Origin of the sequence: Arthrobacter sp. SLBN-53 (assembly GCF_006715585.1) — a bacterium.
GTDB lineage: Bacteria > Actinomycetota > Actinomycetes > Mycobacteriales > Mycobacteriaceae > Mycobacterium > Mycobacterium neoaurum_A.
In genome coordinates, this window is the sequence record NZ_VFNN01000001.1 from 3,525,237 (window position 1) to 3,550,020 (window position 24,784).

Genomic DNA, 24,784 nt, shown 5'->3' on the forward strand with positions numbered 1-24,784 from the left:
TCAACAGAGTCGGGCCTGGCTGGCGGTGGCGAGATCCGGGATCTGGTGCAGGGCGTACTTCTGCACCTTTCCCGATGCGGTGGTCGGAATCTGCTGCACGACATGCCATTCGACAGGGAACTTGGCCTTGGCCAGGTGTGCGGAGTCGAGGTGGCGCAGATAGCTCGACGGGCCCGGCCACGGGACGCCGTCGGCGAGCACGATCCACGCCCCGACCGCCTCGCCGAGGCGTGGATCGGGCACGGCGGTGACCGCGGCGGCCACTATGTCGGGGTGGGTGAGCAGCGCCTGCTCGATATCCTGGGTGGAGAACTTCTCCCCGCCGCGATTGACGATGTCCTTGCTGCGCCCGGTCATTCGCAACCAACCGTCGTCGAGAACGCCGACGTCGCCGGGATAGAACCAGCCGTCCGCGTCGAACTGGGCGGCGTTGAGGCCGGGGTCGGTGTATCCGGAGAACAACTGGGGCCCTCGGATCCGGAGCTCGCCGGCGCGGCCGTCGGCGAGTGGCCGGCGGTCGTCGTCGACGGCCTGGATCTGCATGCCGGGCAGAACCCGCCCGTCCCATTCGCGGCGTCGTTGCGCAGGATCGAAACGTTCACTGCCGGTGCATATTCCTGCGGTCTCGGTCATCCCGTAGTGCCGGGTGGCGAAGATGCCGACACGCTCGGCGTCGTCGATGAGGCCGGGCGGGATGGCGCTGCCCGCGCACATGTAATGCCCCAGTCGGTGTCCCGGGGCGGTGCCGCCGGCGTACTGCGACACCAGATCCTGCAGGAAGACGGTGGCGCCCATCATCGTGGTGACGCGTTCGGCATCGATGACCCGGACGGCCTCCTCGGGTTGCCAACTGGGCAGGATGACCGCCCGCGCACCGAGGTAGGCGGGCAGGAGCAGACCCGCGACGAATCCGCTCAGGTGTGACAGGGGGGTGCCGACGGCCAGCACGGTGGTCTCGTCGAGGGCGGCGCTGGAGACCATGTTGCGTATCTGGGCCAACAGCGCACGGGAATCCAGGACGGCACCCTTGGGTGCCGATGTGGTCCCCGAGGTGTAGAGGATGACGGCGGCGTCGTCCGGGTCGGCGGGTTCGGGCAGGTCCGGCCCGGCAGTACCGTGCGGATCGGCGTCGGGTAACGGGCGCCACACGCCACTCGGCGGGCCCACCGAGTAGCGAATGGCGGGATGGTGGCCCAGATCGCTTAGTATGCCGTCGATCTCGTGTTGTGGTCTGCGCGAGCCGAGGCTGCCCGCAGCGGCGATCACCGCGGGCCGGGTGTCGGCGATGATCTGTCGGGTTTCGTGTGTGCGGTAGATCGGTATGACGGGAACGTCGATGGCGCCGATCCGGAATGCCGCGACCTGGAGGACGAGCGCCTCCAGGCAGTTGGGCAACTGCACCAGGATCCGGTCGCCACGGGTCACACCGTGGCGGTGCATGTCGGCGGCCACCGCTGTGACCCGGGACTCGAATTCGGCGTAGCTGACTCGGCGTTCGTCGAAACGGAACAGCTCTCGATCGGGGAACCGGGCGGCCCGGGCGGGGATCAGATCGCCCACCCGGCTGTCGGTCCACGCGGTCATGAGTTGACCATACATGTTGTTCGACTTTTTCCTAAAAAACTCGAACAATGTGTACGATATTTCCATGACTGCATACCGATACCTGTTGACCAGCATCGAAGATGGGGTCGGCATCATCCAGCTGAATCACCCCGAGAAACGCAATGCTCTCGGTTGGGAACTGCACGAGGAACTGATCGACGTGCTGGCCGCTTGGGCCTATGACGACCGGGTTGCCACGGTGCTGTTGATCGGCAACGAGGACTACTTCTGCGCGGGCTGGGCGCTGGACGTGCTGCAGGGCACCGAGGGCGAGGAGCGTAATCGGTTCACCGACCTGGCATTACGCTTCATGACCGACCTCTACGACTTCCGCAAGCCGACCGTGGCGGCCGTTGCCGGTGTCGCACCCGGCTACGGCATGGACGTGGCCAACATGTGTGACATCACCATCGCCTCGGAGAACGCAGCCTTCGGCTCAACCCAGGTGAAATACGCGATGAACGGCTTCTATCACGGCATGCTGCGCAAGATGAACTCGCAACGGGCCCGGCGGATGTTCTTCACCGGAGATCCGATCGACGCGCAGGAGGCGCTGCGGGTGGGCCTTGTCGACGAGGTGGTGCCCGTCGGGGCCCTCCGGGAGGCCGCGCTCACCCTGGCCAAGCAGATCGCCGAGTCCGGCGCCGAGCTGACCACCGTGCTCAAGGAGGTCGCGCTGCGGGCGCAGAACATGGACCACATCGGTGCCACGGCCTATGAGCTGCGCGTCACCCAGGACCTGCTGCAACGCGGCCTGTTCGAACGGCGTATCGACGAGGGGCTCAAACGGCTGAAGGCCGGTCGCAGCCGTGCCACCGAGCGGTTCGAGCGGAGCGCCCGATGAGCGCGCCCGCGCAGACCCCGGAATTCCTACGCGATTTCGGGACTCGGTGGGATCATGCCTGGAACTCCCATGACACCGCGCAGGTGATGGCGCTGCTGCACCCCGAGATCGTCTGGGATGACACGGTGTTCTGGCACGAGGTCCTGCACGGTACCGAGGCCGTCACCACCTATGTCGACACCATCTGGAAGATCATGCCGGATGTGCAGTTCCGGGAGGTGCAGTTCTTCACCGCTCCCGACGACGGCCGCGCACTGTTCCTGTTCGAGCAGAGTGGTTCGGCGCCAGCACGATTCGGCGACGGACAGTTCCGTACCCATGGCTGCGACATCTTCCTGGAGTTCCGTGACGGACTGCTCTCGAGCTACCTCGCCCAATACGAGATCACCGAGATGATGCGGCAGTACGGCGCCCTACCGCCGCGCGGTAGGGCGATCGGCGGCAGCTACCTGCTCTCACTGCTGGCCGCCGATCCCGGCGCGCGCTGACCCGACAGCGCGTCCCGGGTGCGCGCCCCCACCTCGTCGGGATGCAGGGGTGCCGGATGTGCGGCGAGGTCCCGCAGCGCCGAATCCAGCTCTGTGCGACTCCACGGGCTGCGGTGGTAACGCCGGTGGATACGGTCGGGGTGGCTCCACACCGAGAGTTCGGAACCGTCGAAGCCCAGGATCTGGCCGGTGATGGTGGATGCCGACGGACCGGCGAGCGCGACGACGATGCGCGCCACATCCGCCGGTGCGCCGAAGACGTCCTGTAGTGGTCCGCCCGGCCCGCCGGCCAGATCCAGCACCGGCCGCGTCATGTCGGTCAGTGCCACCGGGTAGAGCGCATTGACCCGAATATCGTAGCGGCGCAACTCCACCGACAGTGCCCGGGTGAGCGCGTTCACCCCGCCCTTGGCCGCGGCGTAATTGCTCTGTCCGACAAGTCCGAACAGCGCGCTGCCCGAGGTGATGTTGAGGATCGCGCCGCCGGTCCCGCGCATCTGCTGTGCCGCGGCTCGGCACATCAGCCAGGTACCGCGCAGGTGGACGGCGATCACCTCGTCGAACTCGGCCACCGTCATCTTCAGCAGGCTGCGATCACGGGTGATCCCGGCGTTGTTCACCACCAGGTTCACCGGCCCGAAACGGCTGTGGCACCGCTCGACGAGTTCGGCGGCCGTGTGCTCGTCGGCAACCGAGCCCACGACATGATCGAGACCGCCCGTGACCTCGGGAGCCAACGCGTCGATCGCCGTGCGGCAGGCGTCCTCGGAGCGGCCGTTGATCACCACGTTGGCGCCGGCCGCGCCGAGTGCGGCGGCGATGGCCAGCCCCATTCCGCGGGTCGACCCGGTGACGATCGCGTTCATCCCGTCGGTCACTGCGGGTCCGGAGCGTAGAGGGCGTGCCAGATGATGGCGGCCAGGGCCGCCACATGGCGACGGGTCTGGGCGGGTCCTGCGGGCCTGATCTGTTGGTAGAGACCGCGTTCGACCATCCACACCAACCAGGCGGCGGTGCTCTCGGGGTCGATGTCGGCGCGGGCGCCACCCGCGTCCTGGGCGCGGCGGATGTGTTTGGCCAGCTCCACATGCCCGACGGTGAGCAGCCCGTGGAATTCCTCCCGGACGCCGGGATCGTAGACCGATGCTTCGGCCAGCGCGGCAAGGAGTTTGGCGCGCCGCCGGTATGTCTTCACCAGGTCGGTGAAAATTTCTACCAGGGCTGCCTCGGTCACCGCGCCGTCGAGGTCCATCCACCGGCGGGCGGACTGAACCACCTCACCGACGACACCCTGGCCGACGACGCGCAGCAGATGACCCAGATCGTCGAAGTAGCTGTAGAAGGTCGACCGCGATATCTGTGCCCTGGCGATGACCTGCTCGACGGATATCTCGGAGAAGCGGTCCGACTCGGAGAGCAGATCCTCGGCGGCGGTGACGATGCGGCGCACCGACGCGGCGCGCTGCAGTTCTCGCTTGGACGGGCCGCCGGTGCTGGCCTCGGCTGCTGGCATCAGATCACTGTATCCAGGATCGTCGGGTGGTCAGGACAGGTCCCGGTGCAGATCACCGTGCAGTCGGACCAACGCAATGAACTGTCCCAGAGACCAATCCATGGTCTGCACGTCGAGGTGTTGGTGGCCGACCACGATCGACAAGCCCATCGCGGCCAGCCGCGATGCCGTATCCGGATCGGCGACCATGGCATTCACGGTGTCGAAGATCATCTGCCTGCGCATCGAATCGACCTCGTCGCGCACCCGGGCGGCACGCTGTTCGGTGTTGCTCCAGGCCCGCAGCGCCACCTCGGCCTGATGGGGCACCGACAGTGCCAGGCCCCGTAGCTGGTCCAGGCGCGCCGCCGGATCCTCGGTGGCGGTGACCTTGCCGAGCAGCCGTTCGGTCAGCTCGATCTCCCAGTAGGTCAGGAACTGGTCGACGAAGTCGTTCCAGTCGCGAAACCAGTTGTAGAAGGAGCCGGTGGTCATGCCCAGTGACCGGCACAGCGTCGTGACCCGTAGCGCCCCGAAGCCGTCGGCGGCCATCAGATCGAGCGCGCCGCGAAAGTAGTCGTCCCGATTGACGCTGGCCATCGATCTGTTTCCCGTCTGCCGCAGCTGCGATCGGCGCCCATGGCCTCAGCCGGTGATCATGGTAGCGGCGTCGGGTGCCTCGCCACGCCGGTCTGTGCTCCGTCGGCGGCTCACCGTGCCGATTCCGGGGTGAAGCGCACCTGCTGGCGCTTGATGCCGTTGATGAAATTGCTTGTCAGGTAATCGGGTTCGCCGATGGCCTCGATATCGGGCAGACGGCGAAACAACTCGCTGAAGATGGCCTTGAGTTGCAGTTTGGCCACGTGACTACCCAGGCAGTAGTGCGGTCCGCGACCGCCGAAACCGATGTGCGGATTGGGTTTGCGACTCAGATCGAAGCGCTCGGGATCGGCGAAGGCCCGTTCGTCCCGGTTGCCGGAGTTGTAGAACAGCACCACCTTGTCCCCGGCGTCGATGGTGACACCGTTGAGGTCGAAGGACTGCAGCGCGGTGCGCCGGAATGTCATGACCGGACTGGCCCAGCGGATGAGTTCTTCAACCGCGAGGTCGATGCGCCCGTCGAAGTCGGCCAGCAGATACTCGCGCTGATCCCGGAATTCGGTCAGGGCGCGGATGGTGTGTGTGGTGGTCTGCTTGGTCGTGTCGTTGCCGGCGACGCAGAGCAGGACGAAGAAGGACCGGATCTCCTCGTCGGTGAGTTGGACACCGTCCACCTCGGCCTGGACCAGTGCGGAGACGAGGTCGTCGCGCGGCTGTGACCGGCGGGCGTCGATGAGCTCCTGGCAACGGGCGTGCAGCGTGCTGATACCGGTGAACATGGTGGTGAGCGGATCGGTGGCTGAGGTGCTTTCGTCATCCCATGCGGTCAGCGGGGTGGCCGCATCGGTGACTTCCTGGCGCTGCTCCTCGGGGATGCCGATCATCTCCGAGACGGTCCACATGGGCAGGCGCGCCGATACCGTCTCGACGAACTCCACCTCGCCCCGCTCGGCGATGTCATCGACGATCTGGCGGGCCTGATGGAAGATCTGGTCGGCGATCAGGTTGATCCGCCGCGGGGTGAACACCGAGCTGACGATGCGCCGTACCTTCCCGTGCCGCGGCTCATCCATGGACAGGATCGACGATGCCGCCTCCAGGACCTCGGTGGGCATGTCTTCGAAGGTGACCCCGCCGGTGGCCGAGGAGAACACCTGCGCGGTGCGACTGACGGTGACGATGTCCTCGTGGCGGGTGATCGCCCAGTAGCCCGGCGGGGAGGCCTGGCCAAGCAGATCCATCATCGGGCTGCGGATGGGGCGCTGCCAGCTCACCGGTCGGTCCCGGCGCAGCCGGGCGAACAGTGCGTCGCGTTCGGCGCTGGGGCCGTCCCACACCCAGGGCTGCGACAGATCGATGGCGTCGTGCTCGCGCTCGGTGGATGTCAGGGTCATCGCCGGCTCCTCGGTCGCTGGTCGGAACGTCCTGTGCATGACGTGGCTCACATTAACATAAATTAAATTATGTTCAATGGATGCAAGCGGGGGACTGGCCCCGCAGTTACCGACTGGCGCATAAACAGCATTACGATCTGGTGTGGGATCCCGGTGGCCGCCGCGGACCGCGCGCCTTAGTCTCGCTGCATGGCTACCGGCGGAGTGCTGTTCGACATCGATGGTGTGCTCGTCACCTCGTGGCAGCCGATAGCCGGCGCCCGGGAAACCCTGCACGCGTTGGCGGCCAATCAGATCGCCCGTGCGTACCTGACCAACACCACCACCCGGACCCGGGTGCAGATCGCCGATCTGCTGACCGAGGCCGGAATGGACGTCACCCCCGACGAGGTGATCACCGCGGCGGTGCTGACCGCCGACTTCGTCAGGGACCGTTATCCCGGTGCCCGCTGCTTCCTGGTCAACAGCGGAGACATCGCCGACGATATGCCCGGTATCGACCTGCAGGCCTCGGTGGACACCCACGGCGGACCGATGCCCGACACCCCCGACGTGGTGCTGCTCGGTGGCGCGGGTCCGGAATACGACCACGTCACCCTGTCGTGGGTCTACGACTGGATGGCGCAGGGGGTTCCCGTCGTGGCCATGCACCGCAGCATGTCGTGGACCACGGCCGAGGGCCTGCGCATCGACACCGGCATGTACCTGGCAGGCATGGAGGAGGGCTCGGGCCGCAAGGCCACCGCCGTCGGAAAGCCCGCGCCGGAGGGCTTTTTGGCATCCGCCGCACGCCTGGGTGTCGAGCCCGACGAGATGTACATCGTCGGTGACGACCTCAACAACGATGTGCTTGCCGGCCAGGTCGTCGGGATGACCGGTGTGCTGGTGCGCACCGGAAAGTTCCGGCAGCAGACACTGGACCGTTGGGCCGCAGACGAATTCGCCATGCAACCCAATCACGTCATCGACTCGGTCGCCGATCTGCCGGAGCTGCTCGGTCTCTAGCGCTGCGAGGACGAGCGCAGGCTGCGCACCGCATCGATGCGCGCCTTGATCTGCTCACCGGTGGCCGCCGCCAGCACCGGACCGCCGCAGAGCTGACGCAACTCGTTGTGGATCTGCCCGTGGGTCTTGCCCGTGCGGTGATGGGCGATGGACACCAGGGCGTTGAGTTCGCGGCGCAGTTCCTGCAACTGGCCGTGCGTGGTGCGCGGAGGAGGGGGACTGCCGGCAGCGGCGGCCGCCGCGCTGCGCTTCTGGAGTTGCTCATCCTGCCGCTTGCTGAGCAGATCGCGCATCTGACTGGCGTCGAGCAGGCCGGGGATGCCGAGATAATCGGCCTCCTCCTCGCTGCCCGCGGCCGCGGCGGTGCCGAAGGTGGAACCGTCGAAGATCACCTGATCGAGTTCGGCGTCGGCGCCGAGTGACTCGAAACCACGGTCCTGATCGGACTTCTCGTCCTTGGTCTTGTTGGCGTCGGCGATCAGCTCGTCGTCGAGACCGTCGGATTCGCGGTGCGGCTTGCCAAGCACGTGGTTGCGCTGCGCTTCCATCTCGCTGGCCAGCTGCAGCAGGTTGGGCACCGAGGGCAGGAAGATGCTCGCCGTCTCACCGGGGCGCCTGCTGCGCACGAAGCGGCCGATCGCCTGGGCGAAGAACAGCGGCGTCGAGGCACTGGTGGCGTACACGCCGACGGCCAGCCTCGGCACGTCGACACCCTCGGACACCATCCGCACCGCCACCATCCAGGGTGTGGACGCCTCGGAGAACTGCGAGATCCTGCTCGACGCCGTCGGGTCGTCGGAGAGCACCACCGTCGGCTCCTGCCCGGTGATGGTGGTCAGCAGTTTGGCGTAGGCGCGGGCGGTGGTCTGATCGGAGGCGATGATCATGCCGCCGGCGTCGGGCACGTGCTCGCGCTTCTGCATCAGCCGCTTGTGGGCGGCCGCGATCACCGCGGGCATCCACTGGCCCTCCGGGTTGAGCGCGGTGCGCCACGCACGGGCGGTCTGCTCGGCGGTCAGCGGTTCCCCGAGCCGGGCGGCGTGCTCCTCACCGGCGCTGTCCCGCCAGCGGGCCTCCCCGGAGTAGGCCATGAACACCACCGGTCGCACGACATTGTCGGCCAGCGCGTCGGCGTAGCCGTAGACGTGGTCGGCCTTGGAGCGCTGGAAGCCCGCGGCGTCGGTCTCGTAGGTGACGAAAGGGATGGGGCTGTCATCGGAGCGGAACGGGGTTCCGGTCAGGGCCAGCCGGCGCGTCGCGTCGTCATAGGCCTCCCGGATGGCGTCGCCCCAAGACTTGGCATCGCCGCCGTGGTGGATCTCGTCGAAGATGACCAGCGTCTTGTAGTTCTCGGTGCGCACCCGGTGCCGGGTCGGGTGACTGGCCACCTGGGCGTAGGTGACCACGATGCCGTGATAGTCGCTGGAGGTGTGCGAGGCGGAGTTGCTGAACTTGGGATCGAGCGCCAACCCGAACCGGGATGCGGACTGCGCCCACTGGGTCTTGAGATGCTCGGTGGGGACGACCACCACGACCTGGGTCACGGTGCCGTCGGCCAGCAACTCCGAGGCGATCCGCAGAGCGAACGTGGTCTTACCGGCGCCAGGGGTTGCGACAGCAAGGAAGTCCCGCGGCTTGGCCGCCAGGTACTTCACCAATGCCCGACGCTGCCAGCTCCGCAAATCCTGGGTGCTGGGCGCTCCACTAGCCGACACCCGAGACTCCTATCTGGTCGAAGGGCAGTCTAGGGCAAGGGGTTCCGGGTGCGCATATCCGCTGCGCGAGTCCCGCTTCCGGCGGCGTGTCAGACGAAGAAGTTGTCGTTGTCGATGAACCACTGGGTGCGTTCGTCGTCGGTCAACTCGCCGAGGCGGGTCAGGTTCTCGAAGTAGTGCTCGCGTGGCGCGCCCGGAGCAAACAGCATCAACATCGCCGCCGGTGCGTCGGCGGTGTTGCGGAAGCCATGGACCCCGCCCGGCGGGACGTACAGGAAGTCGTTGGGCCCGGCCGTCGACCAGTCGGCACCGTCGTAGATCTCCACGTCACCGGAGAGCACATAGAACGCCTCGCTCATGGCGCGGTGGAAGTGCGGTCCCGGTCCGCCGGCCCGCGGGCTGAGCTCGATGCGGTAGAGCCCGTAGTCGCCGCCGGTCTGCTGTTGGTTCGCCAGGTAGTGGTAGCGCACCAGGCCGAGCGAATCGTGGTCGGCCGGAGCGTCAGCGCGGCGCACCCAGGCGCTGACCTCCGGCTCGTCCGCGGTGTGGCGCGGCGGGGGATAGGGCGGTACGACCAGGGACACGCCCCTCACGCTAGACCGCGAAGCCGACCCCGGTGAGTTCTTCGGACACCGTCCACAGGCGCTGCTGCAGGGCGACGTCATAGGACCGGTCGCTGGAGGCGACGACGACCGGCGCGCCGCGCCATTGCGCCAGGTTCGCCGGCCCGTAGTACTGACCGCCCAGCACGCCGGGGTCGGTGGCGGCGCGCAATGTCGGCAGGGCTCCGTCGGCGGCCGGTTGCGCGGCGACCTTGGTGAGCAGTTCGGTGGCCGGTCGGGCCAGCGAGGGCAGGTGGCGGGCCAGCTCGGTGCTCGACGTGCCCGGATGGGCGGCGACGGCGATGGTGGCGCCGCGCGGTGCGAGCCGACGCTGGAGTTCGTAGGTGAACATCAGGTTGGCGAGCTTGGACTGGGCGTAGGCGCCGATCCGGCTGTAGGAACGTTCCCACTGCAGATCGTCGAAGTGGATGGCGCCGCCCATCTTGTGGCCGTTGCTGCTGACGGTGACGATGCGCGAGCCCGGCGTGTCGAGCAGCGTGTCCAGCAACAGGCCGGTCAGCGCGAAGTGACCGAGATGGTTGGTGCCGAATTGCAGTTCGAAGCCGTCGGCGGTCGTGCTCTTCGGCGGGGTCATCACGCCCGCGTTGTTGATCAGCAGGTCGATGCGCTCATGGGCCGCGCGCAGTTCGGCGGCGGCCGCGCGCACCGACTCCAGTGAGCCCAGATCGAGCTCCTGGACGCTGACGTCACCGGTGAGCTGCGCGGCGGCGCGCTTGCCCTTGTCGGTATCGCGAACCGCGAGGACGACGTGCGCGCCGTGCGCGGCCAGTGCCCTGGCGGTCTCGAACCCGAGTCCGGTGTTGGCGCCGGTGATGACGGCCGTGCGGCCGCTCTGGTCGGGAATATGGTGGGTGGTCCAGCGGGTCATGGGAAGCTCCTGGGGGCGGGCGGGTTTCGGTCATATACGGAACGTGCGCCCCGCTTATCTGGTTCCCGGGAGGTGGTGACGATTCATGCGAGCCGATGCCGCCCGTAACCGCGCCCGAATCCTGCAGGTCGCCTATGAAACCTTCGCCGCCGACGGACTCGGGGTCCCCATCGACGAGATCGCCCGTCGCGCCGGCGTCGGGGCGGGCACCGTATACCGACATTTTCCCGCCAAGGAGGATCTGTTCCGTGCGGTGATCGCCGACCGGATCCGGACGCTGGTCGACCAGGGCCGGGAGTTGGCCGCGGCCGACCCCGGTGGCGGGCTGTACACGTTCCTGAAGTCGATGGTGCTGCACTGGGGCGCGGCCGACCGCGGCCTCGTGGATGCGCTCGCCGGGATGGGCATCGACGCGAATGCGGCGATGCCCGAGGCCGAAGGCGACTTCCTGGCGATGCTGGCCGATCTGGTCGACGCCGGCCAGCGGGCCGGCACCGTCCGTCCCGACGTCACGGTGCCCGAGGTCAAGGCGCTGATGGTCGGCTGCCAGGCCGCCCAGGCCTACAACCCCGAGGCGGCCGGGCATGTCACCGACATCGTGTTCGACGGGCTCCGCCCGCATTTGCCGTCACGCCGATCGCAACCGTAGGAACCGCGGGCCGGCCGCGGCAACATGGCCAGTCATGGTCACCCAGATCGCGGCAATCCCGCATGCCCGGCACGCGTTGCCGTGGTGGCGACGCCCTGGGGTCCTGCGCTCGATAGCGCCGGTCGCACTGCTGGTGCTCTGGCAGCTGGCCAGCCAGAGTGGGTTGCTCTCGGCCAAGATCCTGCCCGCGCCGTCGGCGGTGTTCGAGGCCGGCGTCTCGGTCATCGAGTCCGGAGCGCTCGTCGACGCCCTGCTGGTGTCCGGCCAACGGGCGCTGTTCGGCTTCGTCCTCGGGGCGACGGCCGGAATCGGGTTCGGAATCCTGGCAGGCCTGTCGAAGATCGGTGAGTACGCCGTCGACCCGCCGCTGCAGATGCTGCGCACCATCCCGCTGTTCGGTCTGATCCCGCTGTTCATCATCTGGTTCGGGATCGGCGAGGAACCCAAGGTCTATCTGATCGCGCTCGGTGTCGCGTTCCCGCTGTATCTGAACACCTTCGCCGCCATCCGCCAGCTCGATCCCAAGCTCGTCGAATTGGGCGAGGTGCTCGGGCTGAGCCGCGGGGAACGGTTGCGCCACCTGGTGATCCCCGGTGCCCTGCCGCAGATCCTGGTCGGCATGCGGCAGAGCCTCGGCATCGCCTGGCTGTCGTTGATCGTGGCCGAACAGGTCAATGCCAGTGCCGGACTGGGCTACATCATCAACAACGCCCGAGAATTCCTGCGCACCGACATCGTGATCTTCGGCCTGCTCGTCTACGGGCTGCTGGGTCTGGTGACCGACGCGATCGTGCGCCGGTTGGAGAGCTGGGCGCTGCGCTGGCGGCCGGGTGGGTCGCGATGAGCGCTTGCGCGAAGAGAAGAGAGCACCGATGAGCGCCGTCGTACGTGGGCTGACCAAGCGGTTCGACGGGCGCGCGGTACTCGACGGTATCGACCTGAGCGTGGGACGCGGGGAGATCGTCGCCCTGGTGGGACGCAGCGGATCCGGTAAATCGACCCTGCTGCGGGTGCTGGCCGGGCTGTCTGACGACCACGACGGGCAGGTCGACGTCCACGGCACCCCGACGGTGGTGTTCCAGGAACCGCGGCTGGTGCCGTGGCTGTCGGTGACCCGCAATGTCGCGCTCGGTGACCCGCAGCGCCGCCGCAAACGCGCGGCCGAGGAGAACGCGCGTCGGGTGCTCGGTGAGGTCGGCCTGGCCCATCGCGTCGATGCCTGGCCGTTGACGCTGTCCGGTGGTGAGGCCCAGCGGGCCGCGCTGGCCAGGGCCCTGGTCGCCGAGCCCACCCTGCTGCTGCTCGACGAACCGTTCGGTGCGCTGGATGCGCTGACCCGGCTGGCGATGCACGACCTGTTGCTCGGGTTGTTCGCCGAGCACGGTTTCGGGGTGCTGCTGGTCACCCACGATGTGGCCGAGGCCGTGACGTTGGCCGACCGCGTCCTGATCCTGGACGAGGGCCGTATCGCCCACACGGTCGACATCGACCTGCCGCGGCCGCGCAGCCATGCCTCCCCGGAGGGCGCCGTCCGCACGGCCCGACTGCTGGAACTGCTGGGCGTCGACGTCCTGCAACGACAACACTGAGGAATATCTGGTGAAGATCGCATCGCTGCTGGTGGCTCTGATGATGGCGCTGACGGCCTGCTCGGGCGGCTCGGAGAAGGCCGCGCCGGCGGGGCCCGTCGACCTGTCGACGGTGACGCTGAAGGTCGGTGACCAGCGCGCGATCTCGATCGAGGTGCTGATGAAGGCCTCCGGCCAGCTCGCCGAGCTCCCCTACAAGGTCGAGTTCTCCACCTTCACCGCGGGCCCGCCGTTGGTGGAGGCGGCCAGCGCGGGTGGTATCCATCTGGCCCAGGTGGGCAACACCCCCGGCGTGTTCGGCGCGGCGGCAGGCGCGGACATCAAGTTCGTCGGTGCGCTGCAGGCCACCGGTAAGGGAGACGCCATCCTGGTGGCCGAACGGTCGCCGGTGGCCGGGGTGGCCGACCTCAAGGGCAAGAAGGTCGCGGTCACCAAGGGCAGTTCGGCCAACGCCAACCTGCTGCTGCACCTGAAGAAGGCCGGCCTGGGACTCTCCGATATCGAGCCGGTGTACGTGGCACCCGCCGACGGTTATGCCGCGCTGACCCGCGGTGAGGTCGACGCGTGGGCGGTCTGGGATCCCTACACCGCGATCGCCGAGCAGGAGATCGGAGCGCGGATCATCGCGGCAGCCGACACCGCGGGCAACGGTTACAACTTCTGGGTCGCCTCGACGAGTGCGCTGGACGACGCCGGAGTTAGTGCGGCGATCACCGACTTCCTGGATCGCTATGCGGTGGCCACGAAGTGGTCCGAGGACAATCTCGACAGGTGGTCGGCCGACTACGCGAAGCTGACCGACATCAGCCCGCAGGCCTCCGCGATCACCTGGACCCGGTCTCTCAAGCGGCCGGTCCCGCTCTCCGCCGACGTCGTGGCCTCCGAGCAGCAGATCGCCGACGCGTTCACCGAGGCCAAGGAGTTCCCCGGCGCGGTCGACATCGCTGATTTCGTCGACGACCGGTTCCAGGGTGACGGTGGGCAGTGACCTTGCACTCGCCATGCCCGAGTGCTAAAAATGATGTTGGCACTCTCGATCTGTGAGTGCCAGGTCGGGATGGTGAGGCGGGGAGCACACCCACGCCGTCCGTCGCGGGCACTGAGCCCGACCACAGCTTTGGATGGAGCGACCCGACAAGCGATCGCTCTGACTGTGCATCGAACACACTCGGAGGAATCACTTCGCAATGGCCAAGACAATTGCGTATGACGAAGAGGCCCGCCGTGGCCTCGAGCGTGGGCTGAACGCCCTCGCCGACGCCGTAAAGGTGACGCTGGGCCCCAAGGGCCGCAACGTCGTCCTGGAGAAGAAGTGGGGCGCCCCCACGATCACCAACGATGGTGTGTCCATCGCCAAGGAGATCGAGCTGGAGGACCCGTACGAGAAGATCGGCGCCGAGCTGGTCAAAGAGGTCGCCAAGAAGACCGATGACGTCGCGGGTGACGGCACCACCACCGCCACCGTTCTCGCCCAGGCCCTGGTTCGCGAAGGTCTGCGCAACGTCGCGGCCGGCGCCAACCCCCTCGGCCTGAAGCGCGGAATCGAGAAGGCCGTCGCGGCGGTCACCGAGCGCCTGCTCTCGACCGCCAAAGAGGTCGAGACCAAGGAGCAGATCGCTGCCACCGCGGGTATCTCCGCCGGTGACCAGTCGATCGGTGACCTGATCGCCGAGGCGCTGGACAAGGTCGGCAACGAGGGTGTCATCACCGTCGAGGAGTCGAACACCTTCGGCCTGCAGCTGGAGCTCACCGAGGGTATGCGCTTCGACAAGGGCTACATCTCGGGTTACTTCGTGACCGACGCCGAGCGTCAGGAAGCCGTCCTGGAGGATCCCTACATCCTGCTGGTCAGCTCGAAGGTCTCGACCGTCAAGGACCTGCTGCCGCTGCTGGAGAAGGTCATCCAGTCCGGCAAGCCGTTGCTGATCATCGCCGAGGACGTCGAGGGCGAAGCCCTCTCGACCCTGGTGGTCAACAAGATCCGTGGCACCTTCAAGTCCGTCGCCGTCAAGGCCCCGGGCTTCGGTGACCGCCGCAAGGCGATCCTGCAGGACATCGCGATCCTGACCGGTGGCCAGGTCATCAGCGAAGAGGTCGGCCTCTCGCTGGAGACCGCTGACCTCGCCCTGCTGGGCCAGGCCCGCAAGATCGTCGTCACCAAGGACGAGACCACCGTCGTCGAGGGTGCCGGTGATTCCGACGCCATCGCCGGTCGGGTGGCCCAGATCCGTGCCGAGATCGAGAACAGCGACTCCGATTACGACCGCGAGAAGCTGCAGGAGCGCCTGGCCAAGCTGGCCGGTGGCGTTGCCGTCATCAAGGCCGGCGCTGCCACCGAGGTGGAGCTCAAGGAGCGCAAGCACCGCATCGAGGACGCCGTCCGCAACGCGAAGGCTGCCGTCGAAGAGGGCATCGTCGCCGGTGGTGGCGTGGCCCTGCTGCAGTCGTCCCCGGCGCTGGATGAGCTCAAGCTCGAGGGTGACGAGGCGACCGGTGCCAACATCGTGCGTGTCGCGCTGTCGGCTCCGCTCAAGCAGATCGCCTTCAACGGTGGTCTGGAGCCCGGTGTCGTCGCCGAGAAGGTGTCGAACCTGCCCGACGGTCACGGCCTGAACGCCGCGACCAACGTGTACGAGGACCTGCTGGCCGCCGGCGTTGCCGACCCGGTCAAGGTCACCCGCTCGGCGCTGCAGAACGCGGCGTCCATCGCGGCGCTGTTCCTCACCACCGAGGCCGTCGTCGCCGACAAGCCGGAAAAGGCGTCCGCACCCGCGGGCGACCCGACCGGTGGCATGGGCGGTATGGACTTCTAAGTCCTGTTTTTCGGAAAGCCCGGTCCCGTTCGCGGGGCCGGGCTTTTCCAATGTTCGCCTGACAGTGCCGTCGTGCCTATATATCCACGACGGCGTTGTCAGCCGAACATTGCGTCGGGCCGCGATGCACTCGGCGGCGGATGACGGCCAGAATGTCTTCGACCACCACGTCCCAGCGATACACAACATCCTCATAGGTCAGTCGAATCACCAAGAACCCCAGGCTCGTTGCGACCCTGTCCCTGGTTCGGTCGTTCTGATACTTCGGGAGATGGTGCTCGCGGCTGTCCGCCTCGATGATGAGCCGACGTCCCAGCAGAAAGTCGACCCGCCCGACGCCGGGAATGTCCACCTGGGTCCGGAGCCGGATGCCGAGGGCACGCAGTCGCAATCGGATGATCGTCTCGGTGCCCGACTCACTGCTGGCATCACATCGTTCGGCGAGGTTCAGGCGCGCATAGGGGGAAGCCGCCACGATCGACCGCGCGTCGGCCATCTCGATCATCCGCTTGTTCAGCATCGAGTCCAACACGATGACGAGCTGCTCGGCGTCGAGGCAATTGGCCGCCGAGGCCACTGCGATGTCGACCGGGTCGACGGCCGCGACGATCGGTGGGTCGAGGCGGTATGGGTGGCAGGACCGCACGCCGGGGCGGCGCGCACGTTTGGAATAGCGCACGTGTAGCGCCGGATCGAGAATCCAGACTCGACCCAGGCGCAACGCCGAGGTGCAGCCGAGGACGCCGCCGGCCGATACGGCGCGAACCACCTGCGGATCCGCGGACGGGCTGGCGTACCAACCGCGTCGCAGCCGCATCCAGGTCGGCGGTTGCGCTACCCCCGCCGCACGCAATTGTGCCGCCGACAGCACCCCGCCGTTCGCCGCGAGGGCACGTTCGATTCCGGCCACACTCCGATCTCAGCTCACACGCAAGCCGCACGACAGCCCTCGCCGTCGCCCTGTGGATAACTCAGTGCTTGAGCGGGACGCAGTCGTGCAGGCCGCCGGGGTCGGTGCCGGCGCCCGGCTCGATCGCACTTCGGTGCAGCACAGCGCGAGTGGGGGTCAGACGCACACCGTCCTCGATGACCTGGGCGGTGCCGTCGACGATCAGCGAGTACCCGGTCGGCTCCCGGGGCGGCCACACCACGGTGACGGCCTCGTGCGATTGCGCATTGCGGCGGGTGGTGTTGCCCAGCGGCCCGATCGTGAAGACGCCGTCGGCGAGTACCGGGGTGACAGCAACCGTGTGTGCGCGGAAATCGTCGCCGACGGTGATCAGATAGCCGAACGGGAAATCGGCGAGGGTCTCGGCGAGCTTGTCCAGATCGACCTTCACGCTCATGCGGTCGGCGCCTTCTGCCGGCCGCGGACCAGTCGCCCTGGCCGCGCCGCCGTCGGCACACCGTGCTCGGCGATGACCTCCCCGGACACGATCGTGGCGACATAACCCTCGGCGGCCTGGTCGAGTCGGCGACCGCCGGCGGGCAGATCCGCCTTGACCGTCGGGCGGTGCAATCGCATGGCGGCGGTGTCGAGGATGTTCACATCGGCCTTGTAGCCGACCGCCAGCCTGCCCCGGTCGGCCATCCCGGCGATCCGCGCCGGTACCGCGGTCAACTCGCGGATGACCTGCGGCAACGGCAGCCGACCGGAGGGCCTGTCGCGCACCCAATGGGTCAGCATGTAGGTGGGAAAGCTTGCGTCGCAGATCATCCCGTAATGGGCGCCACCGTCGCCGAGGCCGAGCACGATGTCATCGCGCTGGATCAGTTCGGCCACCGTGTCCAGTGAATGGTCGCGGAAGTTGGCCAGCGTCACCAGCAGCATGGCGTGCCCGTCGTCGTCGAGCAGCCGGTCATAGGCTTCTTCGAGGGGATCGACACCGCGGGCCTTGGCCCGCGCGCCGATCGAATCCTGGGGTGAGGGTTCGTAATTGGGCGGATCGCCCAGTGGATACATGTAGTCCCAGGCCTGGGCGGCGAACATCAAGGGGTGTCCGTCCGAGGCCGGCGTGTCGGTGAGGATGCGTGCGCGCACGTCGGGTGTGCGCATCAGCGCGACCCGCTCGGCCAGCGGCAGGTCGGCGATCTCCCGGTAGGACGGGTACATCACGAACGGGTTGCCCGAGAGCTCGAGGCCGAGCACCAGGCCGATCGGCCGCGGGAAGATCTGCCCGGTCACCAAAGGTCCATCTGGGCCTGCCTGCGCATTGGCCTTCTCGACCATCCGCAGGGCATCGAGATGCAGCGGCGGGCCGGCGTTGCCGATCGCCAGGGTGAAGGTCACCGGCAGCCCGACCTCGGCGGCGACATCGAAGACGGCCTTCAACGCACCCTCGTAGTCCCCGGCCATCAGGTCGGGCACGAACTGCAGCAGCCCGCCACCGGCATCGTCGACGCCGCGGGCGATGGCCTCGATCTCGGCGTGCTGCGCCTCGTAACTCGGAATGGGTTGTCCGCCCGCGGTTTTGTGCAGCGTCAGCCGCGATGAGGCGAATCCGACGGCGCCGGCACGGACGGCTTCCTCGGCCAGCTTGCGCATCATGGCCAGATCCTCGGGGGTGGGAAGTTCACGGTCCACCCCGCGCTTGCCCATCACATAGACCCGCAACGGGGAGTGCGGCAGGAAGGCGGCCACATCGATATCCCGCTGTCGCGAATCCAGCGCGTCGAGGAACTCCGGGAAGGTCTCCCACGTCCAGGGCAGGCCGTCGACCATGACCACGCCGGGGATGTCCTCGACACCGGCCATGACGTCGACCAGCGTGTCGTGGTCCTCGGGTCGACACGGCGCGAACCCGACACCGCAGTTGCCCATCAGCGCGGTGGTGACACCGTGCGCCGAGGACGGTGTCATGCGGTCGCTCCAGATGGCCTGCCCGTCGTAATGGGTGTGCAGGTCGACGAATCCGGGCGTGACGTGCAATCCGGTGGCATCGATCTCGCGGTCACCGGGGGCGTCGACGGCACCGATCGCGCGGATGACGCCGTCGGCGATGGCGATGTCGCCGACATAGGGCTCACCGCCCAGCCCGTCGACGACGGTGCCGCCGCGGATGACCAGATCGAATGTCTTCGCGTCGCCCTCATATGTCATACCTCGAATGTACGGTCGCCTCGTGATAGATCACTTTGGAATCAACTGCGCGGATTGGGAGCGGTCGAAGGCCTTCTACGACAAGGTGCTCGGCGTGCTGGGGTTCACCCGGCAGATGGATTTCGATGTCGCGATCGGCTACGGCGTCGCGGGCAAGCCCGACTTCTGGATCTCGGATATGAACTCGGGGGAGGCGACGGGCCCGAACCGGGAGACACATATCGCGTTCCAGGCCGCCGGCACCGACGCGGTGCGCGCGTTCCACGACGCGGCACTGGAGGCCGGCGCGGAATCGCTGCACGCACCCCGGCTGTGGCCCGAGTATCACCCCGGTTACTTCGGGGCGTTCGTCCGTGATCCGGACGGCAACAATGTCGAGGCGGTGTTCCATGGTGCCGCTTAGGGCCGTGCTGCCCCGGGTACCTTCCCGCCATGTCTGATGCTGCGAGGGAACTGCTGCGCGATGCCTTCAACCGGCTCATCGAGCATGCCGACGAGGTGACCGACGGGCTGTCCGACGAGGTCTCGTCCTGGCAGCCGGTGCCCGGGGCCAACAGCATCGCGTGGCTGGTGTGGCACAGCGCCCGGGGCCAGGATCTTCAGGTGTGCGATATCGCAGGCACCGAGCAGATCTGGACCCGCGACGGGTGGCGGGAACGGTTCGCGCTGGACCTGCCCGGCAACGACATGGGGTACGGGCATACGCCGGATGAGGTGGCCAAGGTGCGCGCCCCGGCTGATCTGCTCGCCGGCTACTACCACGCCGTGCACAAGATGAGTCTGGAGTACATCGCGACCGTCGATGACACCGAACTGGCCCGCATCGTCGACGACGGGTGGGACCCGCCGGTGACGACGTCCGCGCGACTGGTCAGCATCGTCGACGACTGTGCTCAGCACCTCGGTCAGGCCAAGTACATCCGCGGCACGCTCCGGTCGGACTGACCCGAACTTGACAGGTGTCAACCCCGGTGCGAGATTCGTCACAGCCCGGGGCTAGCATGTGCCTATGACTGCAACAGCAGACCGTTCCGACGTGTCGACCATCCTGAATCCAGCAACCGGTGCGGTCGCAGGCCAGGTGCGCTGGACCAATCCTGCCGACGTACCCCAGATCGCCGCCGGCCTGCGCGAAGCCCAGCAGGGCTGGGAGGCGCGCGGCGCCAAGGGGCGGGCCAAGGTGCTGGCCCGCTACGCCGTATGGCTCGACGAGCACCGTGACGAAATCGAGCGACTGCTGATCGCCGAGACCGGTAAATCGACCACCGATGCCGTCCAGGAAGTGCTGTTGATCAGCATCATCCTGTCCTACTACATCAAGACGGTGGAGAAGGCGATGGCGCCCGATCCCCGTCCCGCGCCGCTGCCCTTCCTGTCGGTCAAGAAGATCGCCGTCCACTACCGGCCCCGGGCGGTCGTGGGCATCATCGCGCCGTGGAACTACCCGGTCGCCAATGCCCTGATGGACGCCGTTGGCGCGCTGGCCGCCGGGTGCGCGGTGCTGCTCAAGCCCTCCGAGCGCACGCCGCTGACCGCCGAGGTGCTGCTGCGCGGCTGGATCGACTGCGGCGCCCCCGAGGTATTGGCACTGGCCCAGGGCGCACGTGAGGTTGCCGAGGCGGTCATCGACTCCTCCGATTACATCCAGTTCACCGGATCGAGCGCCACCGGCGTCAAGGTGATGGAGCGGGCCGCCCGCCGGCTCACCCCGGTCAGCCTTGAACTCGGCGGCAAGGACCCGATGATCGTCCTCGATGACGCCGATATCCCGCTGGCGGCCAACGCCGCGGTGTGGGGGGCGATGTTCAATGCCGGGCAGACCTGCGTCTCGGTGGAGCGGGTGTATGTCATGGACTCGGTCTACGACCAGTTCGTCGCGGCCGTCGTCAAGGCGGTGGAGAACCTGAAGATGGGCGCGGGTGCGGGATTCGACTTCGGTGCCCTGATCGACGAGTCGCAGGTCGCCGTCACCGCGCGCCATGTCGACGACGCGCTGGCCAAGGGCGCCAAGGCGCTCACCGGCGGCAAACGCCCCGAGGGCAAGGGCAGCTTCTACCCGCCGACGGTGCTCGTCGACGTCGACCATTCGATGCTGTGTATGTCCGAGGAGACCTTCGGGCCGACGCTGCCGATCATGAAGGTGTCCTCGGTCGGCGAGGCGGTCCGGCTGGCCAACGACAGCCCCTACGGCCTGAGTGCCTCGGTGTTCTCCAAGGATGTCGAGCGGGCCAAGGATGTGGCCGTCCAGCTGGAGTGCGGTGCCGTCAACGTCAACGACGTGATCTCCAACCTGATGTTGCCGACCGCCCCGATGGGTGGCTGGAAGACCTCGGGTATCGGCGCGCGGTTCGGCGGTCTCGACGGGGTGCGCAAGTTCTGCCGTCAGGAGACGGTCGTCGTGCCGCGCACCGCGGCGGGGGCAGGTAGCAACTACTACAACCACACCGTCAAGGCGCTGGCTCGCGGCAACAAGCTGATGACCAAGTTCGCCCAGATCCGTCCGCGCCGCGAAGCCAAGTAATACCCCTGCTGTTCACCCGGGCGTCACCGTCACGTACGTCCGGGTGGATAGCTTCGGCCGGTGACTCTGGATGCCGCCGGCTACGCCGTCCGTGACGATGACGACGACGACCCCGAATTGGTGCTGCTGCCCAGCGGCGACGTGGTCGACACCTGGCGGGAGAACTATCCCTACGACGAGCGGATGAACCGCGCCGAGTACGAGGAGCAGAAGCGGCTGCTGCAGATCGAACTGCTCAAGCTGCAGAAGTGGAGCCAGGCCAACGGTCTGCGGCACGTCATCGTCTTCGAGGGCCGCGACGCCGCAGGCAAGGGCGGGACCATCAAGCGGTTCATGGAGCATCTCAATCCGCGCGGTGCCCGGGTGGTCGCCCTGGAGAAGCCCACCGAGAAGGAACGCACCCAGTGGTACTTCCAGCGCTACGTGCAGCATCTGCCCGCCGCCGGTGAGATCGTGCTCTTCGACCGGTCTTGGTACAACCGGGCCGGCGTCGAACGGGTGATGGGCTACTGCTCATCCAAGCAGCACGCAGAGTTCATCCGGCAGACCCCGCTGTTCGAGCAGATGCTGGTCAACGACGGCATCAGCCTGACCAAGCTGTGGTTCTCGGTGACCCAGAACGAGCAGCGGACCCGGTTCACCATCCGCCAGGTGGACCCGGTGCGGCAGTGGAAGCTCTCGCCGACCGATCTGGCATCGCTGGACAAATGGGGTGACTACACCGCGGCCAAGGAAGACATGTTCTCCTGGACGGACACCGAGACCGCACCGTGGACCGTGGTGAAAAGTAACGACAAGAAACGCGCGCGGATCAACGCGATGCGCCATGTCCTGAGTAAGTTCGACTACGACAACAAGGACTACGAGGTGGTCGGCAGGCCCGATCCGCTGATCGTGGGACGCGCGCTATCGGATTGATCATGAAAGGGGCGGCATGCGTTCTCTGCTGGCCGCTCTGCTCTGGCTGGTCACCACGGCCGGGCTTGCCGTCACGCTGCCGGCGCTGTGGGTCCAGCAGCACGTCGTCAGCGAGGACGGCTACGCCGACCTCGCGGCCTCGGCGGCCAAGGACAGCGCACTGCAGCAGCCGATGGCCGCGGAGCTGACCGACCGGATCACGGCAGCCACCGGAACCTCGGGCACCCAGGCGACCCTGATCGGCGCCGCCGCCAACGGCTACACCTCCAGCGACGTGTTCGGCGGACAGTTCGCCGCGATCAACCGGGTCGCACACCGCTGGCTGTTCACCAACGACGCGCAGGGCCGATGGGTGGTGGACCTGTCCCCGATGCTCGACGACGGTTCGATCCGCCAGACGCTGGCCGATTTCGGTGTACAGCCACCGCAGGATCTGCAGGTCGCGATCACCCAGGACGCCTCCGGCGGACTGCGTCCCGGACAGCTGCGCCCCGCCGCGGTGTGGGGGCCGTGGGCGAGCATCGCGGTGGCGGTGCTGACCGGGGTGTTCGCGTTACTCACGCTGGCCGCGTCACGTCGGCGCGGCAAGATGCTTGGGGCGCTGGGGGTTTCGGGCCTGCTGGTCGGTGCGGCCGGCTGGGCGGGTATCGAGATCGGCCGCCGTTACGTCGACGGCGCGCTGGACCGCACCACGGGCAACATCCGTGAGATCGCCGAGGTCATGGTCGAGCACGCCATCTCCAGCATGCACGTCTGGCTCAATCTCACGCTGACCATCAGCGGCGGCGTCGTGATCATCGGCGTCATCGTGTCCCTGCTCAGCGGGCTCGGGGGAGCCCGTCGGGAAGAAGTGCCGGTCAACCGGAAACGGTGACGCTCACCTGCGCCCGCGGGGCGGCACCCGCTTGCCCGGTCGTGGTTCGGCCAGACCGGCACCCACCTCCAGGTCGTAGAGCGCCGGTTCGATCAGATCGGCCATCTTGTGGATGTCCGCCGCCACCTCCGGGGTCGTGATGAACCCGAAATCGACCGAGTCGCAGTAACTGAAGCACGTGACGTTGAGCGCGACGTCGAACAGCAGCGGCCCCAGCGGCATCAGGCTCTCCACCTTCGCTCCCGCCAGATACAGCGGAAACGGCGGTCCCGGCACGTTGCTGATCACCACGTTCATCGGTGCGATCGAACTGCCGATCCCGCTGGCCGCATATGCCCGTGATGCCAGTGCCAGCAGACCGGGTGGCGTCGTCTCGGTGTAGCCCATGATCTGGTTGGCGGTCAGCGCCTTGGCCATCTCCTTGGCGCCCTGGGTGTAGGCGTAGATCTTCTTGATGCGTTCGGCCGGGTCGGCGATATCGCTGGCCAGGACGACGGTCATCGCCGACACCTGGTTGCCCACGGCGTTGTCGGCATCGGTGCGGGTGGACACCGGCACCTGGGATACCAGCGACTTGTCCGGTAGTTCGTCGCGCTCCTTGAGATAGTCGCGCATCGCCCCGGAAACCAGGGCGAGGACGACATCGTTGAGCTTGACCCCGTAGGCCTCCTTGACCTTCTTCACCCGCTCGAGGGGTACCCGGGCCCCGGCCACCCGTCGGTGCGGCGAGATCGGGGCGTTGAATCGGACTGTCGGAGAATCGAAATAGCGTGGCGGCTTGTTGTCGATGTTGCGCACCGCGATCTGTTGGCGCACCGTCTGTTCGACCAGACGGGCGATCCGGTATGGCGTCTTCACGCCGATGTTGATCAGATCGTTGATCAGCTGCAGTTCGGGTCGCGGCAGCCGCTTGCCGACCAGGGAACGGTCCACGTCGACGGCCGGCGGGCGGGGCTCGGGCGTGACGTCGAAGAGGATCTCGGTCAGACCGGCACCGGAGACGCCGTCGACGACGGAGTGGTGCATCTTGGTGATGATCGCGACACGTCCGTCGCGAAGACCCTCGATCCACCACAGTTCCCACAGCGGCTTGGACCGGTCGAGTTTGTAGGACATCAGTCGCCCGGCGAGCTCGTCGAATTCCTTACGGCCGCCGGGGGCGGGCACCGCGATCCGCCGGATGTGGAAATCGATATCCAGGTCGTCGTCCTCGACGAACCACGGCCGGTCCAATCCCATCGGGGATCCGGTGACGCGCCACCGAAGCTGCGGCAATTCTGGCAACCGGCTAGCGACCAGATCGCGGACCCTCTCGAAGGTGAAATCCGGTGCGTCCGTTGGATCGCACACCGCACAGGCGCCGATGTGCATGTGCCAACCGTTGGTTTCAGCGAACCAGAAGGCTGCATCGACGCTGGATAGTCGGCTCATGGGCATCAGCGTACGGAAGCGCTGCGCTCCGCGGATACGTTATGCGTCAGAGCGACGGGTGAGCGCCTCGGTGATCCCGAGCGCGATGAGGATGTCGGCGACGGTGACGACAAGCCCGGCCCAGTACATCCACTTGATCGTGGCATCGGGTTGGGCGGCGAAGTAGACGAACAGGAAGATCGGCCCGACGATGCCGCACACCAGCGTCATCGCCTGGATGACGAGGTAGCGCTTGAACACCGTGAGCCCGGACAT

At 67.2% G+C, this 24,784-nt stretch carries 26 protein-coding genes; 13 read left to right on the plus strand and 13 right to left on the minus strand.

Annotated elements, in window-relative coordinates; genetic code table 11:
- Entirely contained in the window at positions 1-1,584 is a 1,584-nt protein-coding gene (locus FBY28_RS16855; protein WP_286178159.1) for a class I adenylate-forming enzyme family protein, read from the minus strand.
- A gap of 64 nt (positions 1,585-1,648) precedes the next feature.
- Between FBY28_RS16855 and FBY28_RS16860 the strand changes: the two genes are divergently transcribed.
- Both FBY28_RS16860 and FBY28_RS16865 read left to right on the plus strand, forming a co-directional pair.
- Complete coding sequence (locus FBY28_RS16860) at positions 1,649-2,449, plus strand: enoyl-CoA hydratase/isomerase family protein (protein WP_141868586.1); 801 nt, start codon at positions 1,649-1,651, stop codon at positions 2,447-2,449.
- Positions 2,446-2,937, plus strand: a complete 492-nt coding sequence (locus tag FBY28_RS16865) for a nuclear transport factor 2 family protein (protein ID WP_141868587.1) — start codon at positions 2,446-2,448, stop codon at positions 2,935-2,937. Before FBY28_RS16860 ends, FBY28_RS16865 begins: the two co-directional genes overlap by 4 nt.
- On the opposite strand, the gene FBY28_RS16870 is transcribed toward FBY28_RS16865, so the two are convergent.
- From FBY28_RS16870 to FBY28_RS16885, 4 genes are all read right to left on the minus strand, one after another.
- Positions 2,895-3,815, minus strand: a complete 921-nt coding sequence (locus tag FBY28_RS16870) for an SDR family NAD(P)-dependent oxidoreductase (RefSeq protein WP_141868588.1) — start codon at positions 3,813-3,815, stop codon at positions 2,895-2,897. The two genes, FBY28_RS16865 and FBY28_RS16870, sit on opposite strands and share 43 nt — an antisense overlap.
- The gene (locus FBY28_RS16875; protein WP_141868589.1) at positions 3,812-4,450 is read right to left on the minus strand and encodes a TetR/AcrR family transcriptional regulator; all 639 of its coding nucleotides are present in this window, start codon (positions 4,448-4,450) and stop codon (positions 3,812-3,814) included. Before FBY28_RS16875 ends, FBY28_RS16870 begins: the two co-directional genes overlap by 4 nt.
- A gap of 30 nt (positions 4,451-4,480) precedes the next feature.
- Positions 4,481-5,029: a TetR/AcrR family transcriptional regulator gene (locus FBY28_RS16880; RefSeq protein ID WP_141868590.1), complete on the minus strand. Its 549-nt coding sequence runs from the start codon at positions 5,027-5,029 to the stop codon at positions 4,481-4,483.
- A 110-nt stretch (positions 5,030-5,139) separates the two neighbouring features.
- Positions 5,140-6,423: a cytochrome P450 gene (locus FBY28_RS16885; RefSeq protein ID WP_141868591.1), complete on the minus strand. Its 1,284-nt coding sequence runs from the start codon at positions 6,421-6,423 to the stop codon at positions 5,140-5,142.
- A gap of 189 nt (positions 6,424-6,612) precedes the next feature.
- Between FBY28_RS16885 and FBY28_RS16890 the strand changes: the two genes are divergently transcribed.
- Complete coding sequence (locus FBY28_RS16890) at positions 6,613-7,428, plus strand: HAD-IIA family hydrolase (RefSeq protein ID WP_141868592.1); 816 nt, start codon at positions 6,613-6,615, stop codon at positions 7,426-7,428.
- Here the strand turns inward: FBY28_RS16890 and FBY28_RS16895 are convergent.
- The 3 genes from FBY28_RS16895 to FBY28_RS16905 form a co-directional block, all read right to left on the minus strand.
- Entirely contained in the window at positions 7,425-9,143 is a 1,719-nt protein-coding gene (locus tag FBY28_RS16895; protein WP_141868593.1) for a DEAD/DEAH box helicase, read from the minus strand. The two genes, FBY28_RS16890 and FBY28_RS16895, sit on opposite strands and share 4 nt — an antisense overlap.
- An 89-nt stretch (positions 9,144-9,232) precedes the next feature.
- Positions 9,233-9,727 (minus strand): cupin domain-containing protein, encoded by a 495-nt coding sequence (locus tag FBY28_RS16900; protein WP_141868594.1) that lies wholly within the window; start codon positions 9,725-9,727, stop codon positions 9,233-9,235.
- Between the two features lie 10 nt (positions 9,728-9,737).
- Entirely contained in the window at positions 9,738-10,634 is an 897-nt protein-coding gene (locus tag FBY28_RS16905; protein WP_141868595.1) for an SDR family NAD(P)-dependent oxidoreductase, read from the minus strand.
- 85 nt (positions 10,635-10,719) lie between these two features.
- Here FBY28_RS16905 and FBY28_RS16910 point away from each other — a divergent pair, with 85 nt between their 5' ends.
- The 5 genes from FBY28_RS16910 to groL all read left to right on the plus strand — a co-directional run bounded on the left by FBY28_RS16910 (position 10,720) and on the right by groL (position 15,685).
- Complete coding sequence (locus FBY28_RS16910; protein WP_141868596.1) at positions 10,720-11,283, plus strand: TetR/AcrR family transcriptional regulator; 564 nt, start codon at positions 10,720-10,722, stop codon at positions 11,281-11,283.
- 34 nt (positions 11,284-11,317) lie between these two features.
- Positions 11,318-12,127, plus strand: coding sequence for an ABC transporter permease (locus FBY28_RS16915; protein WP_141868597.1), 810 nt, complete (start codon positions 11,318-11,320; stop codon positions 12,125-12,127).
- A 28-nt stretch (positions 12,128-12,155) separates the two neighbouring features.
- On the plus strand, positions 12,156-12,872 hold the full coding sequence (locus FBY28_RS16920; protein WP_141868598.1) for an ABC transporter ATP-binding protein: 717 nt from the start codon (positions 12,156-12,158) through the stop codon (positions 12,870-12,872).
- 10 nt (positions 12,873-12,882) lie between these two features.
- Positions 12,883-13,860 (plus strand): ABC transporter substrate-binding protein, encoded by a 978-nt coding sequence (locus tag FBY28_RS16925; protein WP_141868599.1) that lies wholly within the window; start codon positions 12,883-12,885, stop codon positions 13,858-13,860.
- Between the two features lie 199 nt (positions 13,861-14,059).
- A complete protein-coding gene (groL, locus tag FBY28_RS16930; protein ID WP_141868600.1) occupies positions 14,060-15,685 on the plus strand; it encodes a chaperonin GroEL in 1,626 nt (541 codons plus the stop codon).
- A gap of 76 nt (positions 15,686-15,761) precedes the next feature.
- Here groL and FBY28_RS16935 read toward each other — a convergent pair whose 3' ends face one another.
- The 3 genes from FBY28_RS16935 to FBY28_RS16945 all read right to left on the minus strand — a co-directional run bounded on the left by FBY28_RS16935 (position 15,762) and on the right by FBY28_RS16945 (position 18,785).
- Complete coding sequence (locus FBY28_RS16935; protein ID WP_141868601.1) at positions 15,762-16,595, minus strand: endonuclease domain-containing protein; 834 nt, start codon at positions 16,593-16,595, stop codon at positions 15,762-15,764.
- 61 nt (positions 16,596-16,656) lie between these two features.
- Positions 16,657-17,031 (minus strand): pyridoxamine 5'-phosphate oxidase family protein, encoded by a 375-nt coding sequence (locus FBY28_RS16940; protein ID WP_141868602.1) that lies wholly within the window; start codon positions 17,029-17,031, stop codon positions 16,657-16,659.
- The gene (locus tag FBY28_RS16945; RefSeq protein ID WP_141868603.1) at positions 17,028-18,785 is read right to left on the minus strand and encodes an N-acyl-D-amino-acid deacylase family protein; all 1,758 of its coding nucleotides are present in this window, start codon (positions 18,783-18,785) and stop codon (positions 17,028-17,030) included. Before FBY28_RS16945 ends, FBY28_RS16940 begins: the two co-directional genes overlap by 4 nt.
- A gap of 22 nt (positions 18,786-18,807) precedes the next feature.
- Here FBY28_RS16945 and FBY28_RS16950 point away from each other — a divergent pair, with 22 nt between their 5' ends.
- The 5 genes from FBY28_RS16950 (at position 18,808) to FBY28_RS16970 (ending at position 23,098) form a co-directional block, all read left to right on the plus strand.
- Entirely contained in the window at positions 18,808-19,188 is a 381-nt protein-coding gene (locus tag FBY28_RS16950) for a VOC family protein (RefSeq protein ID WP_141868604.1), read from the plus strand.
- 29 nt (positions 19,189-19,217) lie between these two features.
- Entirely contained in the window at positions 19,218-19,730 is a 513-nt protein-coding gene (locus tag FBY28_RS16955) for a mycothiol transferase (protein WP_141868605.1), read from the plus strand.
- A gap of 64 nt (positions 19,731-19,794) precedes the next feature.
- Positions 19,795-21,306 carry an aldehyde dehydrogenase family protein gene (locus FBY28_RS16960; protein WP_141868606.1) on the plus strand — a complete coding sequence of 504 codons (1,512 nt, stop codon included), beginning with the start codon at positions 19,795-19,797 and terminating at the stop codon, positions 21,304-21,306.
- 60 nt (positions 21,307-21,366) lie between these two features.
- Positions 21,367-22,224 (plus strand): polyphosphate kinase 2, encoded by an 858-nt coding sequence (gene ppk2 / locus FBY28_RS16965; RefSeq protein ID WP_141868607.1) that lies wholly within the window; start codon positions 21,367-21,369, stop codon positions 22,222-22,224.
- A gap of 16 nt (positions 22,225-22,240) precedes the next feature.
- Complete coding sequence (locus FBY28_RS16970; RefSeq protein ID WP_141868608.1) at positions 22,241-23,098, plus strand: hypothetical protein; 858 nt, start codon at positions 22,241-22,243, stop codon at positions 23,096-23,098.
- A 3-nt stretch (positions 23,099-23,101) separates the two neighbouring features.
- On the opposite strand, the gene FBY28_RS16975 is transcribed toward FBY28_RS16970, so the two are convergent.
- A complete protein-coding gene (locus FBY28_RS16975) occupies positions 23,102-24,529 on the minus strand; it encodes a WS/DGAT/MGAT family O-acyltransferase (RefSeq protein ID WP_141868609.1) in 1,428 nt (475 codons plus the stop codon).
- Positions 24,530-24,568: 39 nt separating this feature from the next.
- Positions 24,569-24,784: a hypothetical protein gene (locus FBY28_RS16980; protein ID WP_141868610.1), complete on the minus strand. Its 216-nt coding sequence runs from the start codon at positions 24,782-24,784 to the stop codon at positions 24,569-24,571.